Origin of the sequence: Weizmannia agrestimuris, from assembly GCF_943193165.1 — a bacterium.
GTDB lineage: Bacteria > Bacillota > Bacilli > Bacillales > Bacillaceae_C > Weizmannia > Weizmannia faecalis.
Genome location: NZ_CALPDC010000006.1, coordinates 20,822 through 44,737, shown reverse-complemented (window position 1 = coordinate 44,737; position 23,916 = coordinate 20,822). Strand labels below are relative to the sequence as shown.

At 47.5% G+C, this 23,916-nt stretch carries 29 protein-coding genes and 1 pseudogene; 6 read left to right on the top strand and 24 right to left on the bottom strand.

Annotated features, from left to right (window positions below):
- Positions 1–131: 131 nt before the first annotated feature.
- From crcB (NFR98_RS04720) to NFR98_RS04710, 3 genes are all read right to left on the bottom strand, one after another.
- Positions 132–497 (bottom strand): fluoride efflux transporter CrcB, encoded by a 366-nt coding sequence (gene crcB, locus NFR98_RS04720; RefSeq protein WP_014097936.1) that lies wholly within the window; start codon positions 495–497, stop codon positions 132–134.
- A 17-nt stretch (positions 498–514) separates the two neighbouring features.
- A complete protein-coding gene (gene crcB / locus NFR98_RS04715) occupies positions 515–925 on the bottom strand; it encodes a fluoride efflux transporter CrcB (protein ID WP_014097935.1) in 411 nt (136 codons plus the stop codon).
- A gap of 91 nt (positions 926–1,016) precedes the next feature.
- Positions 1,017–1,715 carry a VIT1/CCC1 transporter family protein gene (locus tag NFR98_RS04710; RefSeq protein ID WP_013859736.1) on the bottom strand — a complete coding sequence of 233 codons (699 nt, stop codon included), beginning with the start codon at positions 1,713–1,715 and terminating at the stop codon, positions 1,017–1,019.
- 202 nt (positions 1,716–1,917) lie between these two features.
- Between NFR98_RS04710 and NFR98_RS04705 the strand changes: the two genes are divergently transcribed.
- From NFR98_RS04705 to pssA, 3 genes are all read left to right on the top strand, one after another.
- The gene (locus NFR98_RS04705; protein WP_104851455.1) at positions 1,918–2,829 is read left to right on the top strand and encodes a cation diffusion facilitator family transporter; all 912 of its coding nucleotides are present in this window, start codon (positions 1,918–1,920) and stop codon (positions 2,827–2,829) included.
- A gap of 425 nt (positions 2,830–3,254) precedes the next feature.
- Positions 3,255–3,395, top strand: coding sequence for a sporulation histidine kinase inhibitor Sda (locus tag NFR98_RS04700; protein WP_013859738.1), 141 nt, complete (start codon positions 3,255–3,257; stop codon positions 3,393–3,395).
- A 94-nt stretch (positions 3,396–3,489) separates the two neighbouring features.
- Positions 3,490–4,029 carry a CDP-diacylglycerol--serine O-phosphatidyltransferase gene (pssA, locus tag NFR98_RS04695; RefSeq protein ID WP_017550581.1) on the top strand — a complete coding sequence of 180 codons (540 nt, stop codon included), beginning with the start codon at positions 3,490–3,492 and terminating at the stop codon, positions 4,027–4,029.
- A 38-nt stretch (positions 4,030–4,067) separates the two neighbouring features.
- On the opposite strand, the gene sigK is transcribed toward pssA, so the two are convergent.
- From sigK to mtnN, 6 genes are all read right to left on the bottom strand, one after another.
- On the bottom strand, positions 4,068–4,793 hold the full coding sequence (sigK, locus tag NFR98_RS04690) for an RNA polymerase sporulation sigma factor SigK (protein ID WP_013859739.1): 726 nt from the start codon (positions 4,791–4,793) through the stop codon (positions 4,068–4,070).
- A gap of 163 nt (positions 4,794–4,956) precedes the next feature.
- Positions 4,957–6,513, bottom strand: a complete 1,557-nt coding sequence (gene ahpF / locus NFR98_RS04685) for an alkyl hydroperoxide reductase subunit F (protein ID WP_061565559.1) — start codon at positions 6,511–6,513, stop codon at positions 4,957–4,959.
- Between the two features lie 14 nt (positions 6,514–6,527).
- Positions 6,528–7,091 (bottom strand): alkyl hydroperoxide reductase subunit C, encoded by a 564-nt coding sequence (gene ahpC, locus NFR98_RS04680; protein ID WP_014097930.1) that lies wholly within the window; start codon positions 7,089–7,091, stop codon positions 6,528–6,530.
- A 526-nt stretch (positions 7,092–7,617) separates the two neighbouring features.
- Complete coding sequence (locus NFR98_RS04675) at positions 7,618–7,761, bottom strand: YrzI family small protein (RefSeq protein ID WP_014097929.1); 144 nt, start codon at positions 7,759–7,761, stop codon at positions 7,618–7,620.
- A gap of 374 nt (positions 7,762–8,135) precedes the next feature.
- Positions 8,136–8,414, bottom strand: a complete 279-nt coding sequence (locus NFR98_RS04670) for a YrhC family protein (protein ID WP_235221954.1) — start codon at positions 8,412–8,414, stop codon at positions 8,136–8,138.
- An 88-nt stretch (positions 8,415–8,502) separates the two neighbouring features.
- Complete coding sequence (gene mtnN / locus NFR98_RS04665; RefSeq protein WP_014097927.1) at positions 8,503–9,195, bottom strand: 5'-methylthioadenosine/S-adenosylhomocysteine nucleosidase; 693 nt, start codon at positions 9,193–9,195, stop codon at positions 8,503–8,505.
- 116 nt (positions 9,196–9,311) lie between these two features.
- Between mtnN and NFR98_RS04660 the strand changes: the two genes are divergently transcribed.
- Positions 9,312–9,518, top strand: coding sequence for a YrzA family protein (locus tag NFR98_RS04660; protein ID WP_014097926.1), 207 nt, complete (start codon positions 9,312–9,314; stop codon positions 9,516–9,518).
- Between the two features lie 17 nt (positions 9,519–9,535).
- Here NFR98_RS04660 and NFR98_RS04655 read toward each other — a convergent pair whose 3' ends face one another.
- From NFR98_RS04655 to NFR98_RS04600, 12 genes are all read right to left on the bottom strand, one after another.
- Positions 9,536–10,150: a DUF1510 family protein gene (locus NFR98_RS04655; protein ID WP_014097925.1), complete on the bottom strand. Its 615-nt coding sequence runs from the start codon at positions 10,148–10,150 to the stop codon at positions 9,536–9,538.
- Positions 10,151–10,321: 171 nt separating this feature from the next.
- A complete protein-coding gene (greA, locus tag NFR98_RS04650; RefSeq protein ID WP_013859748.1) occupies positions 10,322–10,792 on the bottom strand; it encodes a transcription elongation factor GreA in 471 nt (156 codons plus the stop codon).
- Positions 10,793–10,945: 153 nt separating this feature from the next.
- Positions 10,946–11,581, bottom strand: a complete 636-nt coding sequence (gene udk, locus NFR98_RS04645; RefSeq protein WP_013859749.1) for a uridine kinase — start codon at positions 11,579–11,581, stop codon at positions 10,946–10,948.
- Positions 11,582–11,586: 5 nt separating this feature from the next.
- Positions 11,587–12,228, bottom strand: a complete 642-nt coding sequence (locus NFR98_RS04640; RefSeq protein WP_014097924.1) for an O-methyltransferase — start codon at positions 12,226–12,228, stop codon at positions 11,587–11,589.
- Between the two features lie 101 nt (positions 12,229–12,329).
- Positions 12,330–13,430 carry an endolytic transglycosylase MltG gene (mltG, locus tag NFR98_RS04635; RefSeq protein ID WP_014097923.1) on the bottom strand — a complete coding sequence of 367 codons (1,101 nt, stop codon included), beginning with the start codon at positions 13,428–13,430 and terminating at the stop codon, positions 12,330–12,332.
- Between the two features lie 189 nt (positions 13,431–13,619).
- The gene (locus NFR98_RS04630; RefSeq protein ID WP_013859752.1) at positions 13,620–13,925 is read right to left on the bottom strand and encodes a DUF1292 domain-containing protein; all 306 of its coding nucleotides are present in this window, start codon (positions 13,923–13,925) and stop codon (positions 13,620–13,622) included.
- 12 nt (positions 13,926–13,937) lie between these two features.
- On the bottom strand, positions 13,938–14,354 hold the full coding sequence (ruvX, locus tag NFR98_RS04625; protein ID WP_014097922.1) for a Holliday junction resolvase RuvX: 417 nt from the start codon (positions 14,352–14,354) through the stop codon (positions 13,938–13,940).
- Entirely contained in the window at positions 14,351–14,623 is a 273-nt protein-coding gene (locus NFR98_RS04620) for an IreB family regulatory phosphoprotein (protein WP_013859754.1), read from the bottom strand. Before NFR98_RS04620 ends, ruvX begins: the two co-directional genes overlap by 4 nt.
- Before the next feature lie 144 nt (positions 14,624–14,767).
- Positions 14,768–17,413 carry an alanine--tRNA ligase gene (gene alaS, locus NFR98_RS04615; RefSeq protein WP_014097921.1) on the bottom strand — a complete coding sequence of 882 codons (2,646 nt, stop codon included), beginning with the start codon at positions 17,411–17,413 and terminating at the stop codon, positions 14,768–14,770.
- A gap of 417 nt (positions 17,414–17,830) precedes the next feature.
- Positions 17,831–18,922, bottom strand: coding sequence for an AI-2E family transporter (locus NFR98_RS04610; protein WP_014097920.1), 1,092 nt, complete (start codon positions 18,920–18,922; stop codon positions 17,831–17,833).
- A gap of 261 nt (positions 18,923–19,183) precedes the next feature.
- A complete protein-coding gene (locus NFR98_RS04605; RefSeq protein ID WP_014097919.1) occupies positions 19,184–19,315 on the bottom strand; it encodes a DUF3918 family protein in 132 nt (43 codons plus the stop codon).
- Positions 19,316–19,332: 17 nt separating this feature from the next.
- The gene (locus NFR98_RS04600; RefSeq protein ID WP_035188196.1) at positions 19,333–19,545 is read right to left on the bottom strand and encodes a YrzR-like zinc ribbon domain; all 213 of its coding nucleotides are present in this window, start codon (positions 19,543–19,545) and stop codon (positions 19,333–19,335) included.
- Positions 19,546–19,704: 159 nt separating this feature from the next.
- Between NFR98_RS04600 and NFR98_RS04595 the strand changes: the two genes are divergently transcribed.
- The gene (locus NFR98_RS04595; protein WP_014097917.1) at positions 19,705–20,145 is read left to right on the top strand and encodes a YndM family protein; all 441 of its coding nucleotides are present in this window, start codon (positions 19,705–19,707) and stop codon (positions 20,143–20,145) included.
- A 38-nt stretch (positions 20,146–20,183) separates the two neighbouring features.
- Here the strand turns inward: NFR98_RS04595 and NFR98_RS04590 are convergent, their stop codons facing one another.
- Together NFR98_RS04590 and NFR98_RS15800 are read right to left on the bottom strand one after the other, a co-directional pair.
- Positions 20,184–20,534 carry an Lrp/AsnC family transcriptional regulator gene (locus NFR98_RS04590; protein ID WP_014097916.1) on the bottom strand — a complete coding sequence of 117 codons (351 nt, stop codon included), beginning with the start codon at positions 20,532–20,534 and terminating at the stop codon, positions 20,184–20,186.
- A gap of 6 nt (positions 20,535–20,540) precedes the next feature.
- Complete coding sequence (locus NFR98_RS15800) at positions 20,541–20,645, bottom strand: AsnC family transcriptional regulator (RefSeq protein WP_014097915.1); 105 nt, start codon at positions 20,643–20,645, stop codon at positions 20,541–20,543.
- Positions 20,646–20,976: 331 nt separating this feature from the next.
- On the opposite strand from NFR98_RS15800, the pseudogene NFR98_RS04585 reads away from it, so the two are divergent.
- Positions 20,977–21,321, top strand: a pseudogene (locus NFR98_RS04585) (Glu/Leu/Phe/Val dehydrogenase dimerization domain-containing protein); the annotation flags it as partial.
- A 166-nt stretch (positions 21,322–21,487) separates the two neighbouring features.
- On the opposite strand, the gene recD2 reads toward NFR98_RS04585, so the two are convergent.
- Positions 21,488–23,911, bottom strand: coding sequence for an SF1B family DNA helicase RecD2 (gene recD2, locus NFR98_RS04580; RefSeq protein WP_014097912.1), 2,424 nt, complete (start codon positions 23,909–23,911; stop codon positions 21,488–21,490).
- Positions 23,912–23,916: the final 5 nt, after the last annotated feature.

The following is a 23,916-nucleotide window of genomic DNA, read 5'->3' as shown; positions in this document are numbered from 1 at the left end:
CTCCTCATTTATGCTTATAAATCCAATACCCTGTCAAGAGCATTGAAATACCAGGCTCGGCAAATAAAAAGAAAACATGTACCGGCCGTCTATCATTAAGATACGGAGTGCCTGCCCAAAAGTTTCATGCTTCATGTAAAATATTTCCCGAGCAGGATGCCTGAAAATGCCAGGGCAATGCCGAACAGATAGCTCAACACAAGGTACGGGACAAGAATATGATATTTTTTGTCTGCTTGCAGCTGAATATTCTCAAGTTTAAAAGTGGAGAAAGTTGTAAAGGCACCCAAAAAGCCGGTCCCGAGAAGCAGGCGCCACGAACTCCCGGCACCAGCACCGAACAGAAGGCCGAGCATAAATGAGCCCGAAAGGTTAATGAAAAATGTGGCCAGCGGGAATTTTGCCGGAAAGGCCCGGTTGATCCACCGCGAAAGAGAAAATCGGGAAACCGCCCCGAAAAAGGCGCCAATTGCGATAAAGATGCCGTTTAAAACCATGAATCCGTCTCCTTTATTTACGCTGTATCTGAACCGACGCTGCCTTTAGCCCGCGAATGCAGTATTCCGCCAAGTTTAAAGCCGGCCCATGACATGAACAAGCCGCCAAATAAACTGCAGAAAACATACAACATCGCGGCAAACGCATGCGATTGCCGGATAAGCTGCACCGTTTCCACACTGAAAGTCGAAAATGTGGTGAAGGAACCGACAAACCCGGTGCCAAGTGCGGTTACAACATAAGGATGAATCTTTTTAGACTGAAATATATGCATCGTAAGCCAGCCAAGCAAAAAACAGCCGGCCAGATTGATCGCAAGTGTCGGGTATGGAAAAACGGCATGCGTGTACATGCCGATCCATATGCCGAAATAATAGCGTGCCAAAGCGCCGAAAATACCGGCAACCCCGACCCAAATATATAGCATACAGCTCCCTCCAGTCCATTGCGGCATGGAATTTGCCCCCTGCGCTGCTTTTTTCGTGAAAAGAGTTCCCGTGCCGTGCCTAAAGGTTCGTTTATTTTGTCAAAAGCCTTGCCAGCCCAAATGCAGCGGCAGCGGCCAAACCGCCAATCACAACGGTCTCAAGCCCGCTCTTCCACACATTGGAACCGGTAAACCGCCCTTTCACCGCCCCGAAAATAAACAGCACAACGAGCGTCACCAGGACGGAAACAAGCAGGGCCTGTGATGCCCTGGTGACAAAAAAGTACGGGGAAAGCGGGATCAGCCCGCCCACAATATATGACAGGGCAATCGTTAACGCGCTTTTTAAGCTGCGCCCCTTTTCCGGCTTCTCAAGCCCCAGCTCGAATTTCATCATAAAATCCACCCATTTATCAGGGTTTTCTGCCATTTTATCGACGATTGCCTCGATTTGTTCCGGTTTCAGATCATATGCCTTAAATACATCCCGGACTTCGTCTTTTTCCCGTTCCGGCACTTCTTCTACTTCCCGGTATTCCCTTTTTAATTCGCTATAATAATGTTCGGCATCCGATTTTGCTGCGAGATAACCGCCAAGCCCCATGGCAATGGAACCGGCCGCAATTTCTGCCGCGCCGGCCGCGAGAACGAGCACCGGCGAATCCACTGCACCGGATAACCCTGCCGCCAGTGCAAACGGCACGGTCAGCCCGTCCGACATGCCAATTACGATATCACGGACGGTGTCAGATGCCTGGAAATGTTCCTCAACATGTTCATATTCCGGCATTCCTTCTCTTCCTTTCTGTCTTTATAGGTATTATTGTAGCATTTCAAGCCGGAATTGGGCGAAAATGAACATAAAATTTACTTTCTTGTAAAAGTTTCTTTGCAAACTTTTGAGATACGCATATAATGAACTTAACAACTGACGTCCGTCCAAAAGCCAGTTTTCCGGCTTTTGGGCAGCATGTGTAAAAGGAGCCAATAAAATGTCACACGGCCATGGACACCAACACCATCATCATGAGCCGGCACAATACGGAAAAGTTTTCGCAGCCGGCATCGGGCTGAATATTCTTTTTGTTGCCGTTGAAGCCATTTACGGTTTCTTTTCCGATTCCCTTTCGCTGTTGGCGGATGCTGGCCACAATCTGAGCGATGTGCTCGGGCTCATTATTGCCTGGGCCGCTGTCTGGCTCGGCAAAAAATTGCCAACAAAAAAGCGCACATACGGCTATAAAAAATCATCCGTGATGGCTGCGCTTTTAAATGCGATTATTTTGCTGATTGCAATCGGCGCGATTTTTGTTGAAGCCGTCCAGCGTTTTGCCCATCCGGAACCTGTCGCAGGCAAAACGGTCATGATCGTTGCCGTGATCGGGATCGTTATTAATACCATCACCGCTTTACTGTTTATGTCAGGAAGAAAAACTGACCTCAATATCCGCGGCGCTTTTCTGCATATGGCTGCCGATGCGCTTGTCTCTCTTGGCGTTGTCATCGCAGGTGCGATTATCCTGTTCACAGGCTGGGAGTGGGTCGATCCGGTTACAAGCATCCTTATTGCGGTTGTGATTTTTGCAGGGACATGGGGCCTGTTGCGGGAATCAGCCGACCTTTCGCTTGATGCGGTGCCTGCAGGCGTTGATGCCGGTGCGATTAAAACCTATTTAGAACAAATTCCGACCGTTCTCAACGTCCATGATTTGCATATCTGGGGAATGAGCACAACAGAAACGATACTGACGGTCCATATTGTCCGCTCCCAAATTGAAGACAACGACCAGCTGCTGGAAAAGCTGGAAAAAGAACTGCATGACAAGTTCGGAATCGAACACGCTACCATCCAGATTGAGAAAGGGACATATGTTTGCGGGCTAGCGCCGGACAACAAAGTTTAAAAGCGGATAAACAAAACTTGCGGCAATCAACAGACATGCACGGATATAGCCGGATCCGCATGCAAAATCTCCGCAGGGCACAATACAGATACACTTTTGGCCCGAATTTTCCTCTTGTACCGGCAAAAGAAAAAAGGCTGCCACTGTGCAGCTTTTTTCTTTTGCTCCTTCAAAAGCAAAAACTTTTCGACAGATTTCTACATTTCTCCTTCGTTGTGGATATTCTTATACACATTTTGCACAAAGTAACACCAGGCCTTCTCACGTTTATAAACAATTTACCCACAAGATATAAACATTTTACTGTGGATAAAAGAACGCTTGTTCCGCAAGGCTAAATTTGGTAAAGTAAGAATACAAATACTCTCTCTTTATGATACGCAGGATGCTTAAAAAAAAGAACAACATTTTCAGAGGTGGTACAGATGTATAAGTTATCTGATGAACTATTGATCGAGTCCTATTATAAAGCAAAAGAGCTGAAATTAAGTGCCGAGTTTGTGAAGCTGATTGAAAAAGAGATTGAACGCCGGTCCCTGACCCATAAAATCAAAGCAACGTCCTAGCCACTTTTGCTTGATATGTGGCTTTTTTTGTGTGATCAATCCTTTTTTTCTTGAATATATATATAAATAAATGGCAGTTGGGAGGTTTGCGGGGGTGGACTTTGATCATTGGTATGATGCTATCTTGAATTTTATAAAATCGCAAGCCGCCAATGGATTGACAGTGGCAAACGGATGCTGCGGTGCTGCAGCGCTTTTTTATTGCGGCAATCATCAGCCGGCGGTTTCCGCAGCCTTGATCTTTGCCGCTGTATTGTTCGACCGCTATGACGGGAAACTGGCCAGGAAGTTAAAAATGGAATCCGCGCTTGGCAAGCAGCTTGATTCCCTTTGCGATTTGCTTTCGTTTGGCGCCGCGCCTGCCATGCTGATCCATACAGCGCTGTTTTGCCTGTACGGGGTTCCGGGTATGTTGGCCGCCATTTTTTATATGCTTTGCGGGATGATCCGGCTCGCCCGGTTTAATATCAGCAAGCAAGAGGGATTTTTTTACGGGCTTCCGATCCCCGTGGCAGGCTTATGTGTAACGGCCGGTTTTTTTGCCGTTCCTTATGTCACCCACTTCTGGTTGTTTGTGTGGATGGTGCTGTTGTCGGTCCTGATGGTGGCGCCGTTTAAGTTAAAAAAAATATGAAAAAGGCGCACTGCAAATTTTGCAATGTGCCTTTTTCATTATTCGCCGTTTTGTTCCTTTCTTTTTTCTTTCTCAAGCCGGTAAAATTCGTGGAACATTTTCATGAGCGCCCGCTTTTCAATACGGGATACGTAGCTTCTTGAAATGCCGAGCTCCTTCGCAATTTCGCGCTGCGTTTTTTCCTTTTTTAAATTCAGGCCGAATCTGCCGATGATCACCTGTTTTTCGCGTTCATCCAATATGTCAAAGAATTGTTTCACTTTTTCCAGCTCCATATTCAGCTGGATCGTGTCAAATACGTCTTCCGCTTCAGACTGGAGGACATCAATTAACGAAATTTCATTTCCTTCCTTATCCTGGCCGATCGGGTCATGCAGCGAAACATCTTTTTTTGTTTTCTTTAAAGCTCTTAAATGCATAAGTATTTCATTTTCTATACACCTGGCCGCATATGTGGCAAGTTTTGTCCCTTTCCCTTCCGAGTAGCTTTCGATTGCCTTGATCAGGCCAATCGTCCCGATCGAGATGAGATCTTCTGTATCTTCACCGGTATTTTCAAATTTTTTGACGATGTGCGCTACAAGCCGCAGGTTATGTTCGATTAAAATATTCCGGGCATCCGCGTCGCCTTCCGCCATCCGCTTCAAATATTTCCGTTCTTCGCTTGCCGAAAGAGGTTGTGGAAAAGCATTGTTTTTCACATAGGAAACCAAAAAAACAAGCTCTTTCATCATATAGCTTACCGCAGTTAAGATCCCCGACATCCTTCCACCTCCATTAGGCTTGAGCCTATATAGTTCAAACATATGAACAAGGAGGCGGAATTGTGTCTGTCCCGAAGAAAAGACGGTCTGGTAAATATTGCACGGCATTTAAAAAATCAAAAAACCGCATTACAGCGCGCTGTAATGCGGTTAAACAGATTCCTTAATTGTGTACAGCTTCATCCGTTTTTGTTTCCCGGATGATGTAATCAAAAGCGGCGAGCGCAGCTGTCGCGCCGGACCCCATCGAAATAATGATTTGCTTATAAGCGCTGTCTGTGCAGTCCCCTGCGGCAAACACGCCCGGAACACTGGTCGCGCCGCGCTTATCCACCACAATTTCACCCCGCGGTGTCCGTTCCACTGTATCGCCAAGCCATTCGGTATTCGGGACAAGGCCGATTTGGACAAACACGCCTTCGAGTTCAATATGGTGTTCTTCCCCGGTTGCACGGTCAATATATGTGATGCCGTTCACTTTATCCGTTCCGGTAATTTCTTTCGTTTGCGCATTTTTTACAACCGTCACATTCGGAAGGCTGTAAAGGCGCTCGAGCAGCACACGGTCCGCCTTTAATTCAGGCATAAATTCAATGACGGTTACATGTTTGACCACACCAGCAAGGTCAATGGCCGCTTCAATGCCGGAGTTTCCCCCGCCGATTACGGCAACATGTTTACCGGCAAACAACGGCCCGTCACAGTGCGGACAGTACGCCACACCTTTGTTTTTGAATTCCGCTTCGCCCGGCACGTTGATGTTGCGCCAGCGTGCGCCGGTGGAAATGATCACGGTTTTGCTCTTTAATACAGCCCCGTTTTCCAATTCAACCTCAACGAGATCTTTCTTTTCGACCCGTTTTGCACGCTGCAGATTCATAATATCAACATTATACTGTTTGACATGTTCTTCAAGGTTTGCAGCAAGTTGCGGGCCTTCCGTATACTTCGTGCCGATTAAGTTTTCAATGCCGACTGTATCGAGAACCTGCCCGCCAAAACGTTCAGCGACAATCCCTGTCCGGATGCCTTTGCGCGCCGCATAAATGGCTGCACTTGCGCCGGACGGGCCCCCGCCGATAACGAGCACATCAAACGGGTCTTTCTTTTCAAACTCGGACGGATCCGCTGTGCTGCCGAGTTTGGCAAGAATTTCTTCCACTTCCATCCGTCCGCTTTCAAAGAATTCGCCGTTCAGGTAAATGGAAGGGACGGCCATAATGCCTTTTCCTTCCGCTTCCTCTCTAAATGCAGCCCCGTCAATCATCGTGTGCGTAATATTCGGATTGAGCACACTCATGATGTTTAAAGCTTGTACCGCAACAGGACAGTTCTGGCAAGTCAGGCTGACATAGGTTTCGAAATGGTATTCGCCTTTTATGCTTTGAATCTGGTCAATAACCTTCTGATCCACTTTAGGAGGGCGGCCGCTGACCTGCAACAGGGCCAAAACGAGCGATGTAAACTCATGCCCGAGCGGTACGCCTGCGAATACAATCCCGGTATCTTCTCCCGGTCGGTTTACACTGAAACTCGGGGTTCTGTCGAGTTTTGTGTTTTCCACTTTTATCCGGGGCGACATGGCAGCCAATTGGTCAACCAGTTCGAGCATGTTCCGTGATGTTTCATCGGATCCCGCGCTCACTTTCAGCAGAACGTCGCCCTCCATCATTTGCAGATACTGGGCCAGTTGCGCTTTAATCTCTTCATCCAGTATCATATCGGTTCAGCTCCTCAGATTTTGCCTACAAGATCAAGGCTTGGTTTCAGTGTTTCACCCGTTTCTTTCCATTTTGCCGGGCATACTTCACCTGGATGCTGGCGTACATATTGTGCGGCTTTGACTTTGTCGATCCATATGCTTGCGTCACGGCCGATGCCGTCAGCGTTGATTTCAACCCCTTGGATGACGCCGTCCGGATCGATCAGGAAAGTGCCCCTGTCAGCAACGCCTTCTTCTTCGCGCAATACATCAAACATACGGGTAAGTTTTTGTGTCGGGTCGCCGATCATGGTGTATTCGATTTTGCTGATCGCTTCAGAATGGTCATGCCATGCTTTGTGAACAAAATGAGAGTCTGTTGAAACCGAATAGACTTCCACGCCGAGTTCTTTTAAAGCGGCATAATTTTCCTGAAGATCTTCCAGTTCAGTAGGGCAGACAAATGTAAAATCAGCAGGATAGAAGCAGACAATGCTCCAGTTTCCATTGAAATTTTCATCCGTCACTTCGACAAATTCACCGTTGCGGTATGCTTGTGCTTTGAATGGTTCAATTTTTTTGCCAATAAGGGACATCGTGCAATTCCTCCTTAAAATCATTTGTGGTAAATGATCATGGTTCACTGACCAGGCCAGCAAACAATAATCATTTTAATTCAATACCAATTATTATATGGAATTAATTTCGTGTCAAGCAATTACACCCGGTTTTCTATTTTATCGTTTCCTGATTTTATATGATATAGTCATAAAACCATGATATTTATGTTTTTTATGCTGTTTCCGCCTCTTTTTTTCACCTCTGTAATTGAAAATCAGGGCAGATAATTGAAATTTTTTACGCCCAGAGACCGCCGCTCTCCCATTTCAGTATTGAGAATGCTTTTCAATAGATAGATGTCAAAAAAGCCGGTGGCCGGAGCCATCAGCTTTTTCTTTTCCGCCTGTGGAAAACAGCGGTAAAAATCAAAATATGCAAAAACATAGCGCCATCCCCTGATCCGGTTTTGCTAGGTGGAATCTGTCTCCATAAAGATAAAGTCCAAACGTTTCTGATAACGGGCCATCGTCAACCGCTCCTTTCTTCAGGTGTTTTTTCAGCTTAAAAATGCCTTGCTTGGAATGCCTCACGCTTTGCATTCATTTCATCGTACAGCCTGAAAACTTCTTCATCACGCTGCCTTTGTTCTGCCGTCTTTTTCAGCCGTTTAATCGTGACGGTAATAAAGATTAAATTGAGTGTCATATTTTTCCACCTCCTTAAGGGCGCAAAAAAACCGCAGGACAGGCATGATCCCGCGGCTTTCCGGAAAAAAACCGCACGGATCAGGCAAATGCATCCTGCGGCTTGTGCGTCAAGTTAAAAAATCAGCGCAAATTCAAACCGATACGGAGCGGATGCAGAACATGTTCAGTTGCAACTGCAGAAAATAGGATTGTGTATGCCATGTTCTTCAACCTCCTTTGAATTTGCTTACATAGGAAAGTATATCCAATTCCGGCGGGTTTGTAAACCGCAAATTGGCAAAAAAATAAAAAAAGGCCGAAAACCTTGTATGCCGGACAACCGTGTGCTTCGTTACTGCACCGCCCGCGTTACAAAGGCCCCTGCCTTTTCGATTATGATTTGCGATTATTCCGCTGTAAAAGCTGTGCGCCTTCTTCGCTTTTTAAAAGCTGTTTATGGTAAGCACGTGAAATCGAGAAAAACAAAACAGATACGGCAACAAACCCGCTTGAAGCAACGAGTAAAATTTTTGTCCCCAGTTCGGATTTCCCTTCGATCGGCATCACCGCACCCAAATATAAAAAGCCCGTCACAGCAAGCAGCACGATGCCGTACATTTTAAAATCCACCATTTTCACATACATCGATTTCGCTTTCTTCAACCGCCTCACCCTTTCTATCAATCTGCTAAACCTACTCTATCACAGATGAAACATAAAAAAGACAAGTAATTACAGGAAAGGAAGGAAAAAAATGGGTCTACAGATTTTCAACAATACCCGTGACAAGATGGGCAGAGTTCACGGCCGCCGTTTCAAGATATTCATCAAAAGAGATCCCGGACTCCTGCCCTGCAATATCGGAAAGGGAGCGGATGATCACAAACGGGATGCCAAATTGCCATGCCACTTGTGCGACGGCAACGGCTTCCATTTCCACCGCCTGCACTTCCGGGAAGTGCTCCTTTACAGCCGCCGTTTTCGCAGGATCATCCATAAACGAGTCCCCGGTAGCAATCAGTCCTTTCACAACCTGAATGCCAGGCAGTTTCCCTGCGCAGCTTTCCGCAATCCGGACAAGTTTCTCATCCGCCAAAAAAGCGGGCGGCATTTGCGGCACTTGCCCGTATTCATAGCCGAATACTGTCGCGTCCACATCATGGTGGCGTACTTCCGTTGAAATGACGACATCGCCGACGTGAAGGGCGGGGTTTGCGCCGCCTGCTGAACCGGTATTGATTAAGCAATCCGGCGCGTATGTTTGCAGCAAAAGGCCGGTAGAAAGCGCAGCATTCACTTTCCCGATGCCGGATCGAAGCAAGATGACATCTTTCCCTTTCATTTTTCCCGCCGTATATTCATAACCGGCAATCGTTTTAACTTGCGGGTGCTCGATCTGCCCGCGCAAAATCGACACCTCTTCTTCCATTGCGCCGATGATTCCAATTCTCATATGACTCCCTCTTTCGTCCAAAAGTTCCAATCCCCATTATATAGCAAAAAAGCAGAAGTGGATACGGCTTGCCAAAAAAACAACGTCTGATACGATGAACATGGAGGTGTACGAAAATGGCATTTGAGCTTGACAGGATAGAGGATAAGATTGAATTTTTCGAAGCGGACCGGCTTGAGGCGCTCGAGAAAAAAATCAATGATCAAATCGAAGCCAATAAAACCTTGCTGCTCCGGGTGGCGTCCGTTTCCCACCAAATGCAGTTTGACGCGGACGGCAGACCCCATTATTCCGCGGTCGTCCATTTTACGGCACAAAAATAAGCGGCACAGACGGCCGCTTATTTTTTATCGTTCTCGATCAATTCATACATCTTTGTGGGTTTCCACCCTTTTCCGTCCACCCATGTCAAATAAACACGGTAGGTCGTATCGGCATTTTTCGCGGAAACCGTCCCGATCGCCTCATCGGTCGTTGCCCCGTGTTCCAAAAACCAGACCGTCATATTGTCTTCCGGTATGCCTGTTGCATACGACAATGCCTTCAGCTTTTCCTTCCAGTCAAGGGAAGTGGACGAGGCGGAATAGACATGTCCGCCTGTTTGTTCGGTTCCGACCGGTTTCCAGCTGGAATCGGTAATGACTTCTTTCACATTCGGTTCATTGCTTTTTTCCACTTTACGGGTTGATTTTTTGCTGTCTTTGTCCGCCGTTTTTTTGGATGTATGAGATGATGTCGTTTCATGGCCGGATGAAGCAGTCTTTGTTACGGCCGCTTTCTTTTCTTTCGGTGCCGGTTTTGAGTTGTCGTTCCCGGCGAAAAAAATGGAGTAAGCCACAATACAAATAAGCGCGATGACAATCACAATCAGTGTATTTAAAATGATGTTTGTTTTCCGCCGTTTTGACTGCTGCATGGCCTGTTTCCGTTCTTCACGGCTGTAAAATTCAGGCAAGGTCATCCCTCCACTTCATGGCCTTATCATACCACGGTTTTACCGAATCGAAAAGGCGCACAAAGAAAATTCGGCGGGCATGGCCCACCGCAATCCGGATGTGATAAGCGTTTGCAGCAGGCCGTATCCTTTACAACTTGCACCTTGGAACACCTGCGCACCCGCTCCGGATTATTGAATCGAGATGATTTTGACTCTCATATCCCCGCCCGGCGTCTGAACCGTGACTTCCTCTCCGACGCTTTTCCCGAGCAGGCTTTTTGCAATCGGGGAATCGTTTGAAATTTTTCCTTCAAACGGATCGGCTTCAGCGCTTCCGACAATCGTGTACGTTTCTTCTTCCCCGTCCGGTAGTTCCACAAAAGTAACGGATTTTCCGAGCGATACCGTATCTGTCCCGTCATCTTCAATGATTTTCGCGTTGCGGATCATGTTTTCAATCGTCGTAATGCGGCCTTCCACAAAAGCTTGTTCTTCTTTCGCGGAGTCGTACTCGGAATTTTCGGAAAGGTCCCCGAAACTTCTGGCAATTTTTATCCGTTCGACGACTTCTTTCCGTTTGACCGTTTTTAAATATTCCAGTTCCTGTTCCAATTTTTCTTTCCCGTCCTGGGTCATCGGGTAAACTTTTTCCTGAGCCAAATCCCTTCACTCCTATATCTCTTAGTTATCAAATGTGTATGCGTTTCAACATACAAGATGACGCTTTCTGCAAGCGGCTGTGTTTTTTCCACCATGTTGTTTAGCGCGCCGAAAAGATTCCGGCGCGCTCACCATGTATTCTAAATAATCGTATTACAAAAAAGACTTTTGTTCAAGGATGGATTGCAATTTTGTCACGACCAAATCAATCGCCACCCGGTTTTGCCCGCCTTCCGGGATAATGACGTCCGCATATCTTTTTGTCGGCTCGATGAACTGGTTGTGCATCGGCCTGACCACCGTAATATACTGCTCGATGACCGACTGGAGCGTCCTGCCGCGCTCTTCGATGTCCCGTTCAAGCCGCCGGATGATCCGCAAATCGGCATCGGTATCGACATACAGCTTAATATCCATTAAGTTGCGCAATCTCTCATCTTCCAATACTAAAATGCCTTCCAAAATAATGACATCTTTCGGTTCCACATGGATGGTGCGGCTAGCGCGCGTATGTTTGGAAAAATCGTAAACCGGTTTTTCAATTGCCTCATAAGAAAGCAGTTTATGCAAATGCTCAATTAACAGGTCATTATCAAATGCAAACGGGTGGTCATAATTGGTTTTCAGCCTTTCTTCAAACGGGAGATGGCTTTGATCTTTGTAGTAAAAGTCCTGTTCAAGTACCAGAATGGAGTGTCCCTTCAAGCTTTCGTAAATCGCCCGGGTAACGCTTGTCTTCCCGGACCCGGAGCCCCCGGCCACGCCAATCACAGCCGGCTTTCGTTCCATTTTCTTCACCTCTTCATACTGACTGCCAATCCATCTCCGACTGGGAAAATCGCGGTGATAAATTGCTCATGTTGCATTAACCATTCGTTGTAGCTTCTGATTTTCCGCACCAGATTGCTGACTTGTTTCTTTGCGATGAAGTCTTGTACCACAAGGCCTTTAAATAGCACGTTATCCGTGTATACACATCCCTTTTCCCGCAGCAACGGCGTAAACGAATCAAAAAATTTCCGGTACTGCCCCTTTGCCGCATCAATAAAGATCGCATCGTACGGGCCAAGTTCCCGGGCCTTTTGGATGACGTCAGAAGAAAGTGCATCCCCTTTCAGCAGGCGGATCCGCCGGGATAAAGGAGTGCGGGCAAAATACGCATTTGCCTGGGCAACCCTTTCTTCTTCGCGTTCAATGGTGACGATTTTTACATCTGGAAGCGCATCTGCCATTTTCAGGGCCGAATACCCGATCGCCGTCCCGATTTCAAGCACGCTTTCCGGCTTTTGAATCCTTAACAACTGGCAGAGTGTTTCCACTCCGATCGGATCCATAATCGGAATATGCTCTGATTTTGCAAATGACGCCATTTCTTCAAAAAGCGGATCTTTCTTTTGCATCAACTGTTCTATATACGCTTCGACAGGGCCGTTCATCGCTGGGCCCTCCGGCATAAACACATTTCCATAACTTCTCCCTGCTTCTCAAAAAAATTCCGCTTATTATCGTAGCACATTTCAAACGGGAAAGCGAATGTTTACCGTTTCGCCTTCGCAATGTACTTTTCCTTTAAAGCATTATGTTCCTTCAATGTCTTGGCAAAATAGACTTTTCCTGTATCCACATTTGCAAGAAAATAGAGATAATCGGTTTTTTCGGGCTTGAGCGCAGCCTTGATCGATTGTTCTCCGGGACTTGCAATCGGGCCCGGCGGCAGGCCTTTATGTTTGTACGTGTTATAAGGGGAATTCACCCGCAAATCTTTATACGTCACTTTTTCTTTATGCCGGTTTAAAGCATACAGTACGGTCGGGTCCGTCTGCAGCGGCATATTCTTCTTTAATCTGTTGTAAAAGACGCTTGAAATTTTTGCCCTGTCCGCTTTTTCAGTTGCTTCTTCCTCGATAAGTGAAGCCATCGTAAGCAGTTTGTGCGGCGTTAAACGGGCCTGTGTGCTTTTCCCAGCGTAAGCGGAAAAAACCGCATTTGTTTTAGCCACCATCGTTTCCAGTACGGCATCAAGCGGCACATGCTGATCATAAAACGAATAGGTCGCCGGAAAAAAGTAGCCCTCGAGCGGATGCCGGATCTGCTGATTGAAAACTTCTTTTGTCACAAGGCGCGGATATTTTTTCATCAAATGTTGTACAAAAGCAGGGTCATCTGCCCGCTTGAGCACCTCTTCTTTCCGGAAGGAGCTGTGTTTTTGGATGATCTCCGCAATTTCCTCAAGGCCGGCCCCTTCCGGCACGGTAAAGCGGATCATGGCAATGCCGCCTTTTTGCATGCTGCTGACGATCTCGCTCGTATCCATGGACGGCGACATTTGATAGGTGCCGGCCTTTAAACCCGACTGGTGGTGGGATTTCGCATAAATTGCAAAAGCCCAGGCATTTTTGATAATCCCGTTTTTTTGCAAAATATGCCCGATCTCTTTTACCCCGGAGCCGGGCGGAATCGTGACGAGTTTTGTCTTATGGCTTCCAGGCTCCACCGGTTTCAGCGCCGACACGTAAAAAAGGGCAGCCCCTCCAAAAACAACAACAGCCAGCATGATGATGCATGCGGCTATCCATAATTTCGGTTTCTGCTTCATTTTTTGAAGCAACAGTTGAAACGGATTTTTCTTTCCGGCCAAAACAGAATCTTCCTCTCAATAAGAAAAATCTTAAAACAAGTACAGAAAGCCATTTTCGACTTTTTTCCTGTCCATTATACTACAAATTTCGCCAAGTTTTATTTCATTTTCTTTTCAAAAGGGAAAGTCTTCCATTCCGGCAGATGGAAAAAGCACACGGTTTGTCCCGTGTGCATGTTCAAGATGCGTTTATGCTTCTTCTTCATCGAGAAACGTATTCAGCATTTCCTCGATCATTTCCCACTCTTCATCTGTTTCAATCGGCTGGAGATCCCCTTCTGTGCCGTCTTCATTTTCCACATAGGCGGAAGCATGGATTTCGATGCTTTCATCCTCGTCTTCTTCCGCGCCAATCGGATAATACAGGACGTACGATTTTCCGAAATCTTCGGATTCAAACGTAAAAAGCACTTCATACAATTGTTCGTTTCCGTCTTCGTCCACTACGGTAATATGCTGGTGGTCTTCGTGGTCATGTTCATGGTTATGTGTCATTTCTTCACCCCGTTAAGTTTGACTGTCAAGGAATCCTTGCAAAATTACACTTGCCGCCATTTTATCAATTACTTTTTTCCTTTTTTTACGGCTGACATCGGCTTCCAGTAATATTCTTTCCGCTTGTGCCGTGCTTAAACGTTCGTCCCATAAAATAACGGGCAGATTGAGCCGTTTTTTTAATTCTTCGGCATAAACCTTTGAGGCCTCTGCCCGTGGGCCGATCGTGTTGTTCATATTTTTCGGGAATCCGACGACAATTTTTTCGACGCCGTGGATTTGCGCGAGTTCAGCGACCCTGTCGAAACCGAATTTGCCCTTTGCTTCATTGATGGCAATCGTTTCGATGCCTTGGGCAGTCCAGCCCAGGGCATCGCTGACCGCCACACCGACGGTTTTCGAACCGACATCAAGGCCCATAATTTTCAATTTGATCCCCCGCGATGTTGTTTCAAATACGATTTGACCAGTTCTTCGATAATTTCATCCCGTTCCAGTTTGCGAATCATATTCCGGGCATCCTGATGGCGCGGGATATAAGCCGGATCGCCCGAGAGGAGGTATCCGACAATCTGGTTAATCGGGTTATAGCCCTTTTCCTCGAGCGCGCTGTATACATGGAGCAAAACTTCCTTGACCTCGTGTTCCGTCGGTTCTTCCGGAAAATTAAACCTCATCGTTTCATCGAATGAGCTCATTATCGCAGCACCTCTCTACTAAAGCTTGGTTTTTTAGATGTTCCGGTTTACACAAATTTTGAAGGTGCATTTTCCGCTTTCTGCCTGAAAACGATCCGTGTAAACAACCAGCTTTGTTTCATTGTACACTACTTTTTGCTTGAATCAAACGGATTTTACCCATTCTTCTACAATTTGTAATGCGGCATCAATTTGTTCAGGCTGTTTGCCACCGGCCTGCGCCATGTCCGGACGGCCGCCGCCACCGCCGCCGCAGCGCGATGCCACTTCTTTTACAAGCTTCCCGGCATGGTACCCTTTTTCGACAAGGTCTTTGGTGACGCCGGCAATGAAGCTGGCTTTTCCTTCTGTCGCCGCAGCGAGGACAATAATGCCGCTTCCGAGTTTTTGTTTTAAATCGTCCGCCATATTGCGCAGTTGGTTCATGTCGCCGGCTTCGACTTTCGCCGCGAGCACATTTATGCCGTCTACTACTTTTACGCGGTCCACAAGCGATCCGGCTTCGATATTGGCGAGTTTTGCGGCCAGGGATGCATTTTCACGCTGCGCTTCTTTCAATTCCTGCTGGAGGGCGTCGATCCGATCCGGCAATTCTGTTGGTTTTGCTTTTAATTTGGCGCTTGCCTCTTTTAAAAGGTGGAGCTGTTCCTGCATCAATCCGTAAGCATATTTTCCCGTTACCGCTTCAATCCGCCTTGTCCCTGCACCGATTCCGGATTCGGAAACAATTTTGAACAGGCCGATCTGGGCTGTGTTCGAAACATGGCAGCCGCCGCACAGTTCCAGGCTGTAGTCGCCCATTTGAACGACGCGGACGATCTCCCCGTATTTTTCGCCAAACAACGCCATCGCGCCCATCGCTTTCGCTTCGTCCAGTTTTTTCAAATCCGTTGTAACCGGCAGGCTTGCCCAAATTTTTTCATTGACGATCGTTTCAATTTTTTCGAGTTCTTCTTCTGTCACCTGCCCGAAATGCGAGAAGTCAAAACGGAGGCGTCCAGGTTCGACAAGCGATCCCGCCTGGTTGACATGAACGCCGAGCACATCCTTCAATGCCTGGTGTAACAGATGGGTAGCAGAGTGGTTCTTTTCCGTGTCACGGCGTTTTGCTCCGTCCACCTGTGCAAATACTTCCTGGCCGGTTTTGATGGTGCCTGATACGACAACGCCCTGATGCAAATTTTGGCCGTTCGGCGCTTTCTGCACATTTGTGACCTCCACTTTCAGCCCTTCTGCTGTCAAGGTGCCATGATCGGCAATCTGGCCGCCGCTTTCCGCGTAAAAAGGGGTTTGATCTAAAATGAACCGGATTTCCTCTCCGCTGGCAGCCGACTCCGTGATGTCACCGTCTTTTAAAAGGACAGCGACATGTGCCGTCCCCTCCAGGTGGTCATAACCGATAAATTCGCTTTTCACTGTAATATTGCCGAGCACGCCGCCTTGGACGGACATCGATTCTGCCTGCTGGCGGGCGTTGCGTGCGCGTTCACGCTGCCGCTCCATTTCTTTTTCAAAGCCTTCATGGTCGGCACGGAGCCCCTGGTCGTGCGCATACTCTTCTGTCAGTTCAACAGGGAAGCCGTACGTATCGTAAAGCATGAAAATATCTTCACCCGGCAGCTGTTCTAAGCCGTTTTTCTTTGCCGCCCTGATCCGTTCTTCCAAAATGGAAAGCCCTTCGTTCAGCGTTTCCTGGAAACGTTCTTCTTCGGAACGAACCACTTTTTGCACAAAATCGGCATTTTTTTCCACTTCCGGATAATAGGAATTCATAATCCGGCCGACCGTCGGCACAAGCTTGTACATAAAAGCGCCGTGAATATCGAGCTGAATGGCGTATCGAACCGCCCGGCGCAAAAGCCTGCGTAAAACATAGCCGCGGCCTTCGTTTGACGGCAGTGCCCCGTCCGCAACCGCAAAGGCAACGGTGCGGATATGGTCGGCAATTACTTTAAATGCCGTATCTGCCTCTTTGTTTCCGGCACGGTATTTTTTACCGGAGATTTTTTCGACCTCTTGAATAATCGGCATGAACAAGTCGCTGTCATAGTTGGTATCGACCCCTTGCAGCACGCATGCCATCCGTTCGAGGCCCATTCCGGTATCAATGTTTTTCTTCGGCAGCTCCGGATACTCGCTGCGCGGAACCCCTGGTATCGCATTAAACTGGGATAACACGATATTCCAGATTTCAATATAGCGGTCGTTTTCCATATCTTCCTGAAGGAGCCGGATTCCTAACCGTTCCGGGTCGTATTTTTCCCCGCGGTCGAAGAAAATTTCCGTATCCGGCCCGGATGGCCCTTCGCCGATTTCCCAGAAATTGCCCTCGAGCGGGATAATATGATCCGGGGACACCCCGATTTTTTTCCAGCATGCAATCGAATCCAGGTCATCGGGATAAACGGTGACATACAGTTTTTCTTTTGGCATGCCGAACCATTTGTCGGAAGTCAGCAGCTCCCATGCCCAGGCAATCGCTTCTTCACGGAAATAATCCCCAATCGAAAAGTTGCCGAGCATTTCAAAAAATGTATGGTGGCGCGCTGTTTTTCCGACATTTTCAATATCGTTTGTCCGGATTGCTTTTTGCGCGTTGACAATGCGCGGGTTTTCCGGAATGACCGTGCCGTCAAAATATTTTTTTAAAGTGGCCACACCGCTGTTAATCCAAAGTAGCGACGGGTCATTGACCGGGATCAGTGAAGCGCTCGGCTCGACTTTATGCCCTTTTTCCTTAAAAAAGTCCAAAAACATGCTGCGGATTTCCGCACTTGATCTTTTCTTCATGAGAAAACCTCCTCTGTTTATTTATGAAAACCGGAACCCCCCGGACGCAAAAAAGCCCCCATCCCGGACAGGGACGAGAGGCTTGCTCGCGGTACCACCCTGATTAAAGGCAAAAAACGCCCTTCTCTTTGGGTGCCTGTAACGGGGCAAAACGGCAGGGTTTGGCTGCACTCCGGATTAGCGTTCTGTTATCCTTCATTTTGGAATTTCTTTCAGCCGCGGAAATTCCTCTCTGGGCCGTACATCACGGTTTAAAATGGGCGATAACATACTCGATCTTTCTTCGTTTTTTGATATGCAGTTCTATCAATAGGAACGGCCTGTGCTGCGCAATTCCCAAGCCCGGACAAAAATCCCTGTCCGGAAGCCTATTTTGCCCACAGGACACGTATGTTCATGGGTAAATTATAAAAAAGTTTACTCCGGTTTGTCAACTTGATTCGTGCGGCCTGAAAAGCGCAAAGTTTTGCGAGCATGGATGATGGCCACTTTCAGCACGGCAAGCGCCGGCACAGCGAGAATCAGTCCTGCGATCCCCGCGATTTCCTCTCCCGCGATCAAGGCGATGATGATAAACAGCGGGTGAAGATGCAAAGATTTCCCGACAATAAAAGGGGAAAGGATATTGCTTTCAATAAATTGCAGGACGAACACAATGATGACCACATAAAGGACAAATTTTAATGAAATGGTCGCCGCAATAACCGAAACGGGAATGGCGCCCAAAACAGGGCCGAAATACGGAATGACATTGGTGACCCCGATGATGATACCGAGTAAAATCGGGTATTTCATGCCAAGGATGGCAAATGCGACAAAAGAAAGAAAGCCGATCAACAGGCAGTCCAAAAGCTGGCCGCGGAGATAGCCACCGATCGACCGGTCGACATCGCGAATAAATGCTGCAGCGGACGGCCGCCATTTTTCCGGCGTCAATGCCAGTGCCGCTTTTTTGACATGTTCAAAATCTTTCAGAAGGTAAAATGAAATAAACGGAATGACGGCAAGCGCAATGGCGTAATTGACAAGTTGCATCAGCATATTGATTGAATTTGAAACATTTGCAGAGAGCCATAATTCAAAGCGTTCAATGCGCTCGTCAATCTGGTCCTGAAGCCCGTCCGGCCAGTGCTTCATCGATGTTTGCAAGTAAACAACGCCGTCCCTGTACTGGTCTGCAAACTGCGGCAGATGTTCCGACAGATCGTTCATTTGGGCGATCACAAGCGGCAGCCCTCTGTAAACGCCGTAAGCGGTGCCGCCAAAAAACAAAATATAGATAATCAGGATGGCAAGCCCTCTCGGCAGCCCGTTTTTATAAAGAAATTCAACAAGTGGGTGGAGGATGTAAGCGATAAAACCGCCGATTAAAAGCGGCAGGCATACCGCCAGTACGACGCGCAATACGGGCGCCCAAAAAGGCTTGAGTAAAAGCAGCACATATAAAATAATCAGAATAAATAACAACCAAAACAATTTATACAGCCATGTACCGCGAAACCGTTGCATAAAAAAACCTCCCTCCTTCAAGTGTTTGCGAAAGAGGGAAGTTTATGAGGATTTTTATCACCGGTCCAATGCAGCAACCTTTGGGACAACTGAAACACGGAGGACGCAAAACCTTATAAACGAGAACACCGGGCTTCGTGAAAAGGGATGCAGCGGGACAGGGATATCCGCCCATTTGGCAAGATGCATCCGTGCGTTTCCTTTCGTCCGTTGGCGTCCGGCCAGGGAAACGAGACCGGGGTTTTTATCGGATAGGCGGTTTTAACGGAATGCCTTGCGCACCCGCTTTGCCATTTTCCGCATCTGCCGCCTGTCCGCGAAGCCATTCTTCGCCATCTGGGCAGCGGCCATTCCCGCACCAAAACCGACTGCAGCCATCATCATTTTGTTCATTTCCCCATTCCCTCCATTCAGCTGAGTTTGCGTGCTTCTTCCTCAAACAAATCATCCAAAGAGCTCAATGTGCCGTCTTCTTCCACCTGATGCGTATGGATTGTATTTTTTGCAACCGATAGTTCAATAAAACAGTTCCAGCAGTAATACTGGTTCACGCCGATTTTTCCGATGTCCTTGCTTCGGCAATTCGGGCATTGCATGGTAAGCACCTCGCTTTCAAGGTCCATTTTTGCTTACCAATATGCCCAATTTTTCCAAAAAGCATACGTCAAACCGGCATATATAGTTTGCCGGAGCGGACTGACAGCATGCAAGGAAACGGTTCCCAGCGTATGATCGTCCATTCCGGAAAAAATATAGGAAACCAACAGCAGGAAGTGACATGTATGCAAAACATTAAACCGCTTTTGATTAAAATCGCCGGGCATTTTATTTTTTTGTATTTGGTGCTCGGCTTCATTTACGGCATGTCTTTTTTCGGTGTGCTGTTTACAGCGCTCTTGCTTAGCGTGATTTCTTATTTTTTGGCTGATCTTGGCCTTCTTCCGCGCACAGCGGACTGGTTTGTACTGATCTTAGACTTTGGGCTTGCATTTTCTGTCATCTGGGGGATGACTCGGTTTTTCGCCCACAACCATTTGCCGGGGCTTCAGGTTTCGATCGGTGCTGCCGTCGTCATCAGCGTATTCGAACATTTTTATCACCAATATTTAACCGACTATGTGCTCCAAAAAGGGGTTCCGCGGCGGAGCAAAGCACAAACCCTCCGGTACGGCACGGAAACCGCAGAGGAAATCCGTCCGGAAACGGGAAAGAAACAGCAATAAGGGCTTGCCGGGATGTTTAAACCGGGGTTTCGCAAGCCCTAATTTTTTTGTTTTTCTTCAAAAGGAACCGGCGTCATACAGCGAAAAGCGACCGGTGATGACAGTACGATCGATGTGTTGATGTTTCCATAAGGGGTGAGCCGGTCAATCAGCTTGCTCAGATGGTCCATAGAGGTAACGGCAGCTTTCAGCAAATAGCTGACAGCGCCTGTCAAGCGATGGCATTCAACAATTTCGGGAACCTGCACAATCCATTTCTCAAATTCTGTATAAGTGGACATCTTGATCTCACTTACCTGCATGTAAGCAACCACTTCCCTGCCCACAGCTTTCGGGGATACCCTTGCGCTGAATCCTTCGATAATCCCCTTCTCCTGCAGCCGTTTCAACCGTTCCTAAATGCTCGGGCGGCTGAGGGACAATTTCTTCGATAAATCACTTAAAGTCATGCGCCCATCCTTTTGCAGCATTTCAAGAAGACGAATGTCCAACTGATCCATGAAAAAGCCCCCTTTGCAAAATGCAGTTTGCAATACGAAAACTTATTCAAAATAGAAAGGTTTACACCCGAAATTGATACAGTTTATTATTTCGTTTCTTTTTGCAATCATTTATGATGGATTCCGACACAAAATCTTATAAATTTTTAGATTTAACATGATGTTACCGCTTTTATTCTAGCGCATCGTTTCTGGTGCAATAAAGTATTCAATTGCAATGATTTTTAGGCGGCGGTCCGGTGAAATATAAACGCTGTCAAAATAAGTGCAGAAAACCTTTTCTTTTACACTTTTATCACTATATCCACAGTACAAATAGAGGTAATCTGAAATGAATGTGATCAAACCGTATATGCAAACAACGGAAACATTGCTCGATAAAATGCAGGAACATGAACAAATTGTTTTTTGTAATGATCCTGCAACAGGTTTGAAAGCCATTATCGCAATCCATAATACGACACTCGGGCCGGCATTGGGGGGCTGCCGCATGCAGCCGTACCGGACGCTGGATGAAGCGTTGGAAGATGTGTTGCAGTTATCGAAAGGGATGACCTATAAATGTGCAGCGGCGGATGTCGATTTTGGCGGAGGAAAAGCAGTGTTGATCGGCAACCCGTCAAAGGATAAAACCCCCGCCATGTTCAGAGCTTTTGGTCAGTTTGTTGACTCCTTATGATTGCCTGTGTCATCGTTTTAGCCCTATTAACGGCCATATCCATCTTTAAGTTTAAAAACGCCGGGGATAAAAGTGTCCAAATCAGCCAGGTCCAACCTGCCAGAAAACTTGATCCTTGAGCCAAACCAAAAAGCAGCGGGGCCTGCCGCTGCTTTTTGGTTGCTTAATCCGGTTGGGACGCAGTCTGTCCTTCTTCTGCGTACGTGTACGGGGTAATGCCCGCCATGCCAATCATCGGGTCGACCCGGTCCCAATTTTCTTCTGTTAAGGACAGGGCTGTCTCCGTCCCTGCCTCTTTTTGTGCCGTTTTTAATGCTTCAGCCAGTTTTTCACACAGTGTCGTCTTCCGCTTTTGGTCATCTTCCCTTTCCACACCCATCCGGAAAGCCGGTTCTTCGCCAAGCAGAATTAAAATTTTTTTGCTCCTTGTAATCGCCGTATACAGCAAGTTTCGGCGCAGCATCCGGTAATAGCTGCGGACAACCGGCAAAATTACGACCGGAAACTCGCTTCCTTGCGATTTATGGATCGAACAGCAATACGCAAGCGTAATCTGATTGAAATCTGGCTTCGTATACGTCACTTCAATCCCATCAAAAGAAACGATGAGCATATCTTGTTTTTCCGTATTTTCTTTTGCGGTAAAAAGCGAGACAATCTCGCCGATATCGCCGTTATACACCCCGTGTTCCGGCTGGTTGACAAGCTGCAGTACCTTATCGCCGATCCGGTAAACCGCGTCCCCGTGCTTCAGCTCTTTGCGGGCCCCGTTCTCATTCGGATTAAAAATATTTTGCAACAGGCTGTTCAGACGGTCAATGCCGGCCGGCCCCCTGTACATCGGCGCCAGCACCTGAATGTCTTTTGCCGTATAGCCTTTCCGTTTCGCGCTTTTCACCACTTTTTCCACCGCTTCCGCCACCTGCCCGGAAGAACAGCGGATAAACGAACGGTCTGCCTGCATTTGAAAAATATTTTCCGGAATACGGCCATTTTTAACATGGTGGGCCAGTTCAATAATCGAAGAACCATCTTTCTGCCTGTATATGTCTGTCAGCCTAACAACCGGAATGGCGTTCGATTTCAATAAATCTTTCAGCACCTGGCCTGGACCGACGGACGGCAGCTGGTCTTCATCCCCAACCATGATGACTTGGATTTCATCCGGCAGCGCCTTTAACAGCTGGTTCGCAAGCCATGTATCGACCATCGACATTTCATCAATGATGACAAGCTTGCCTTCTACTTGCCGTTCCTCTGAATCGTCCAGGTCCTCCATGCCGGTCATGCCGAGCAGGCGGTGGATCGTCATCGCCGGCAGACCAGTTGACTCCGCCATTCTTTTCGCGGCCCTCCCTGTCGGCGCCGCGAGAACAATCGGAAATACCTCATCTTTTTTATAGGTTTGCGGGTCAAGCGAGACGCCGTGCAATTCACCGTACAGTTCCACAATCCCTTTAATGACCGTTGTTTTCCCTGTGCCGGGCCCGCCCGTTAAAATCATCATCGGACTCATCAGCGCTTTTTGGATGGCTTCCTTTTGCGACGGGGCATACTCGACCCCGATCCGTTCCTCAAGACTGCCTAAAGCAAGCAGGAATTCAGATTCCGGGAACTGTTCCGCATACTCGGTTTGCGACATAATCCGCTCAATATTGGAAACGATTCCTTTTTCCGAAAAATAGAGGGACGGAAGATAGACTTTGTCTTCTTCCATGATGACTTTGCTCTCTTCCTGAAGTTTCACCAGCTCATTTTCAATCAAGTCCATCGGGATTTCAACATGCTGGTATTCTTCCAAAAGGGCTTTGACATCCTGTGCAAGTTCTTCTTTCAGGACGTACACATGACCGTGCTGCATGCTTTCCATTTCCAGCATGTAACAGCAGCCGGCCTGGATGCGGTGCGGATGCGTCCCGCTGATGCCGAGCTGCCGGCCGAGTTCATCGGCCCGCCCGAAACCGATGCCTTTAATATCATCAACGAGCTGGTATGGATTTTGCGCAATTTTTTCGAGCGCCTCATCCTCGTAAACCTGGTAAATGCGCATCGCAATCTGCGGCCCGAAACCGTATTGCGCAAGCCCGATCATAACACGTTCAAGCCCCTGATGTTCAACTAACGTATCACGGATCAGCTGCGCTTTTTCCGGTGCCAGTTTCGGTACTTCGTCAAGGGCGGCGGGATTTTCCAATATTTTGCTGATCGCATTTTCACCGAGCACGCCAACGATCCGCTCCGCCGTTTTTTTGCCGATGCCGTTAAATAAATCACTGGAAAGATACTCAATAACGCCCTGCTTTGTATTGGGGATGTCTTTTTGGAAGCGATTTGCCTGGAACTGGGGGCCGAATTTCGGGTGTTCCTGCATTTTTCCAAAAAAGGTGTACGTTTCCTGTTCATGGATGCGCGGAAAATAGCCGGTAATCACCGTTTCCTTATCTTCCAGCCCGGTATTGGTCTCTTCCACCCGCACACGGATGACGGAATACAAATTTTGCTCGTTATGGAAGATGGTCGCGAGATGCTTTCCTTTTATAAAATTTTCCTCGTCCTGGAATAAATCCATCGCATGCTGTTTTTCCAATTTCA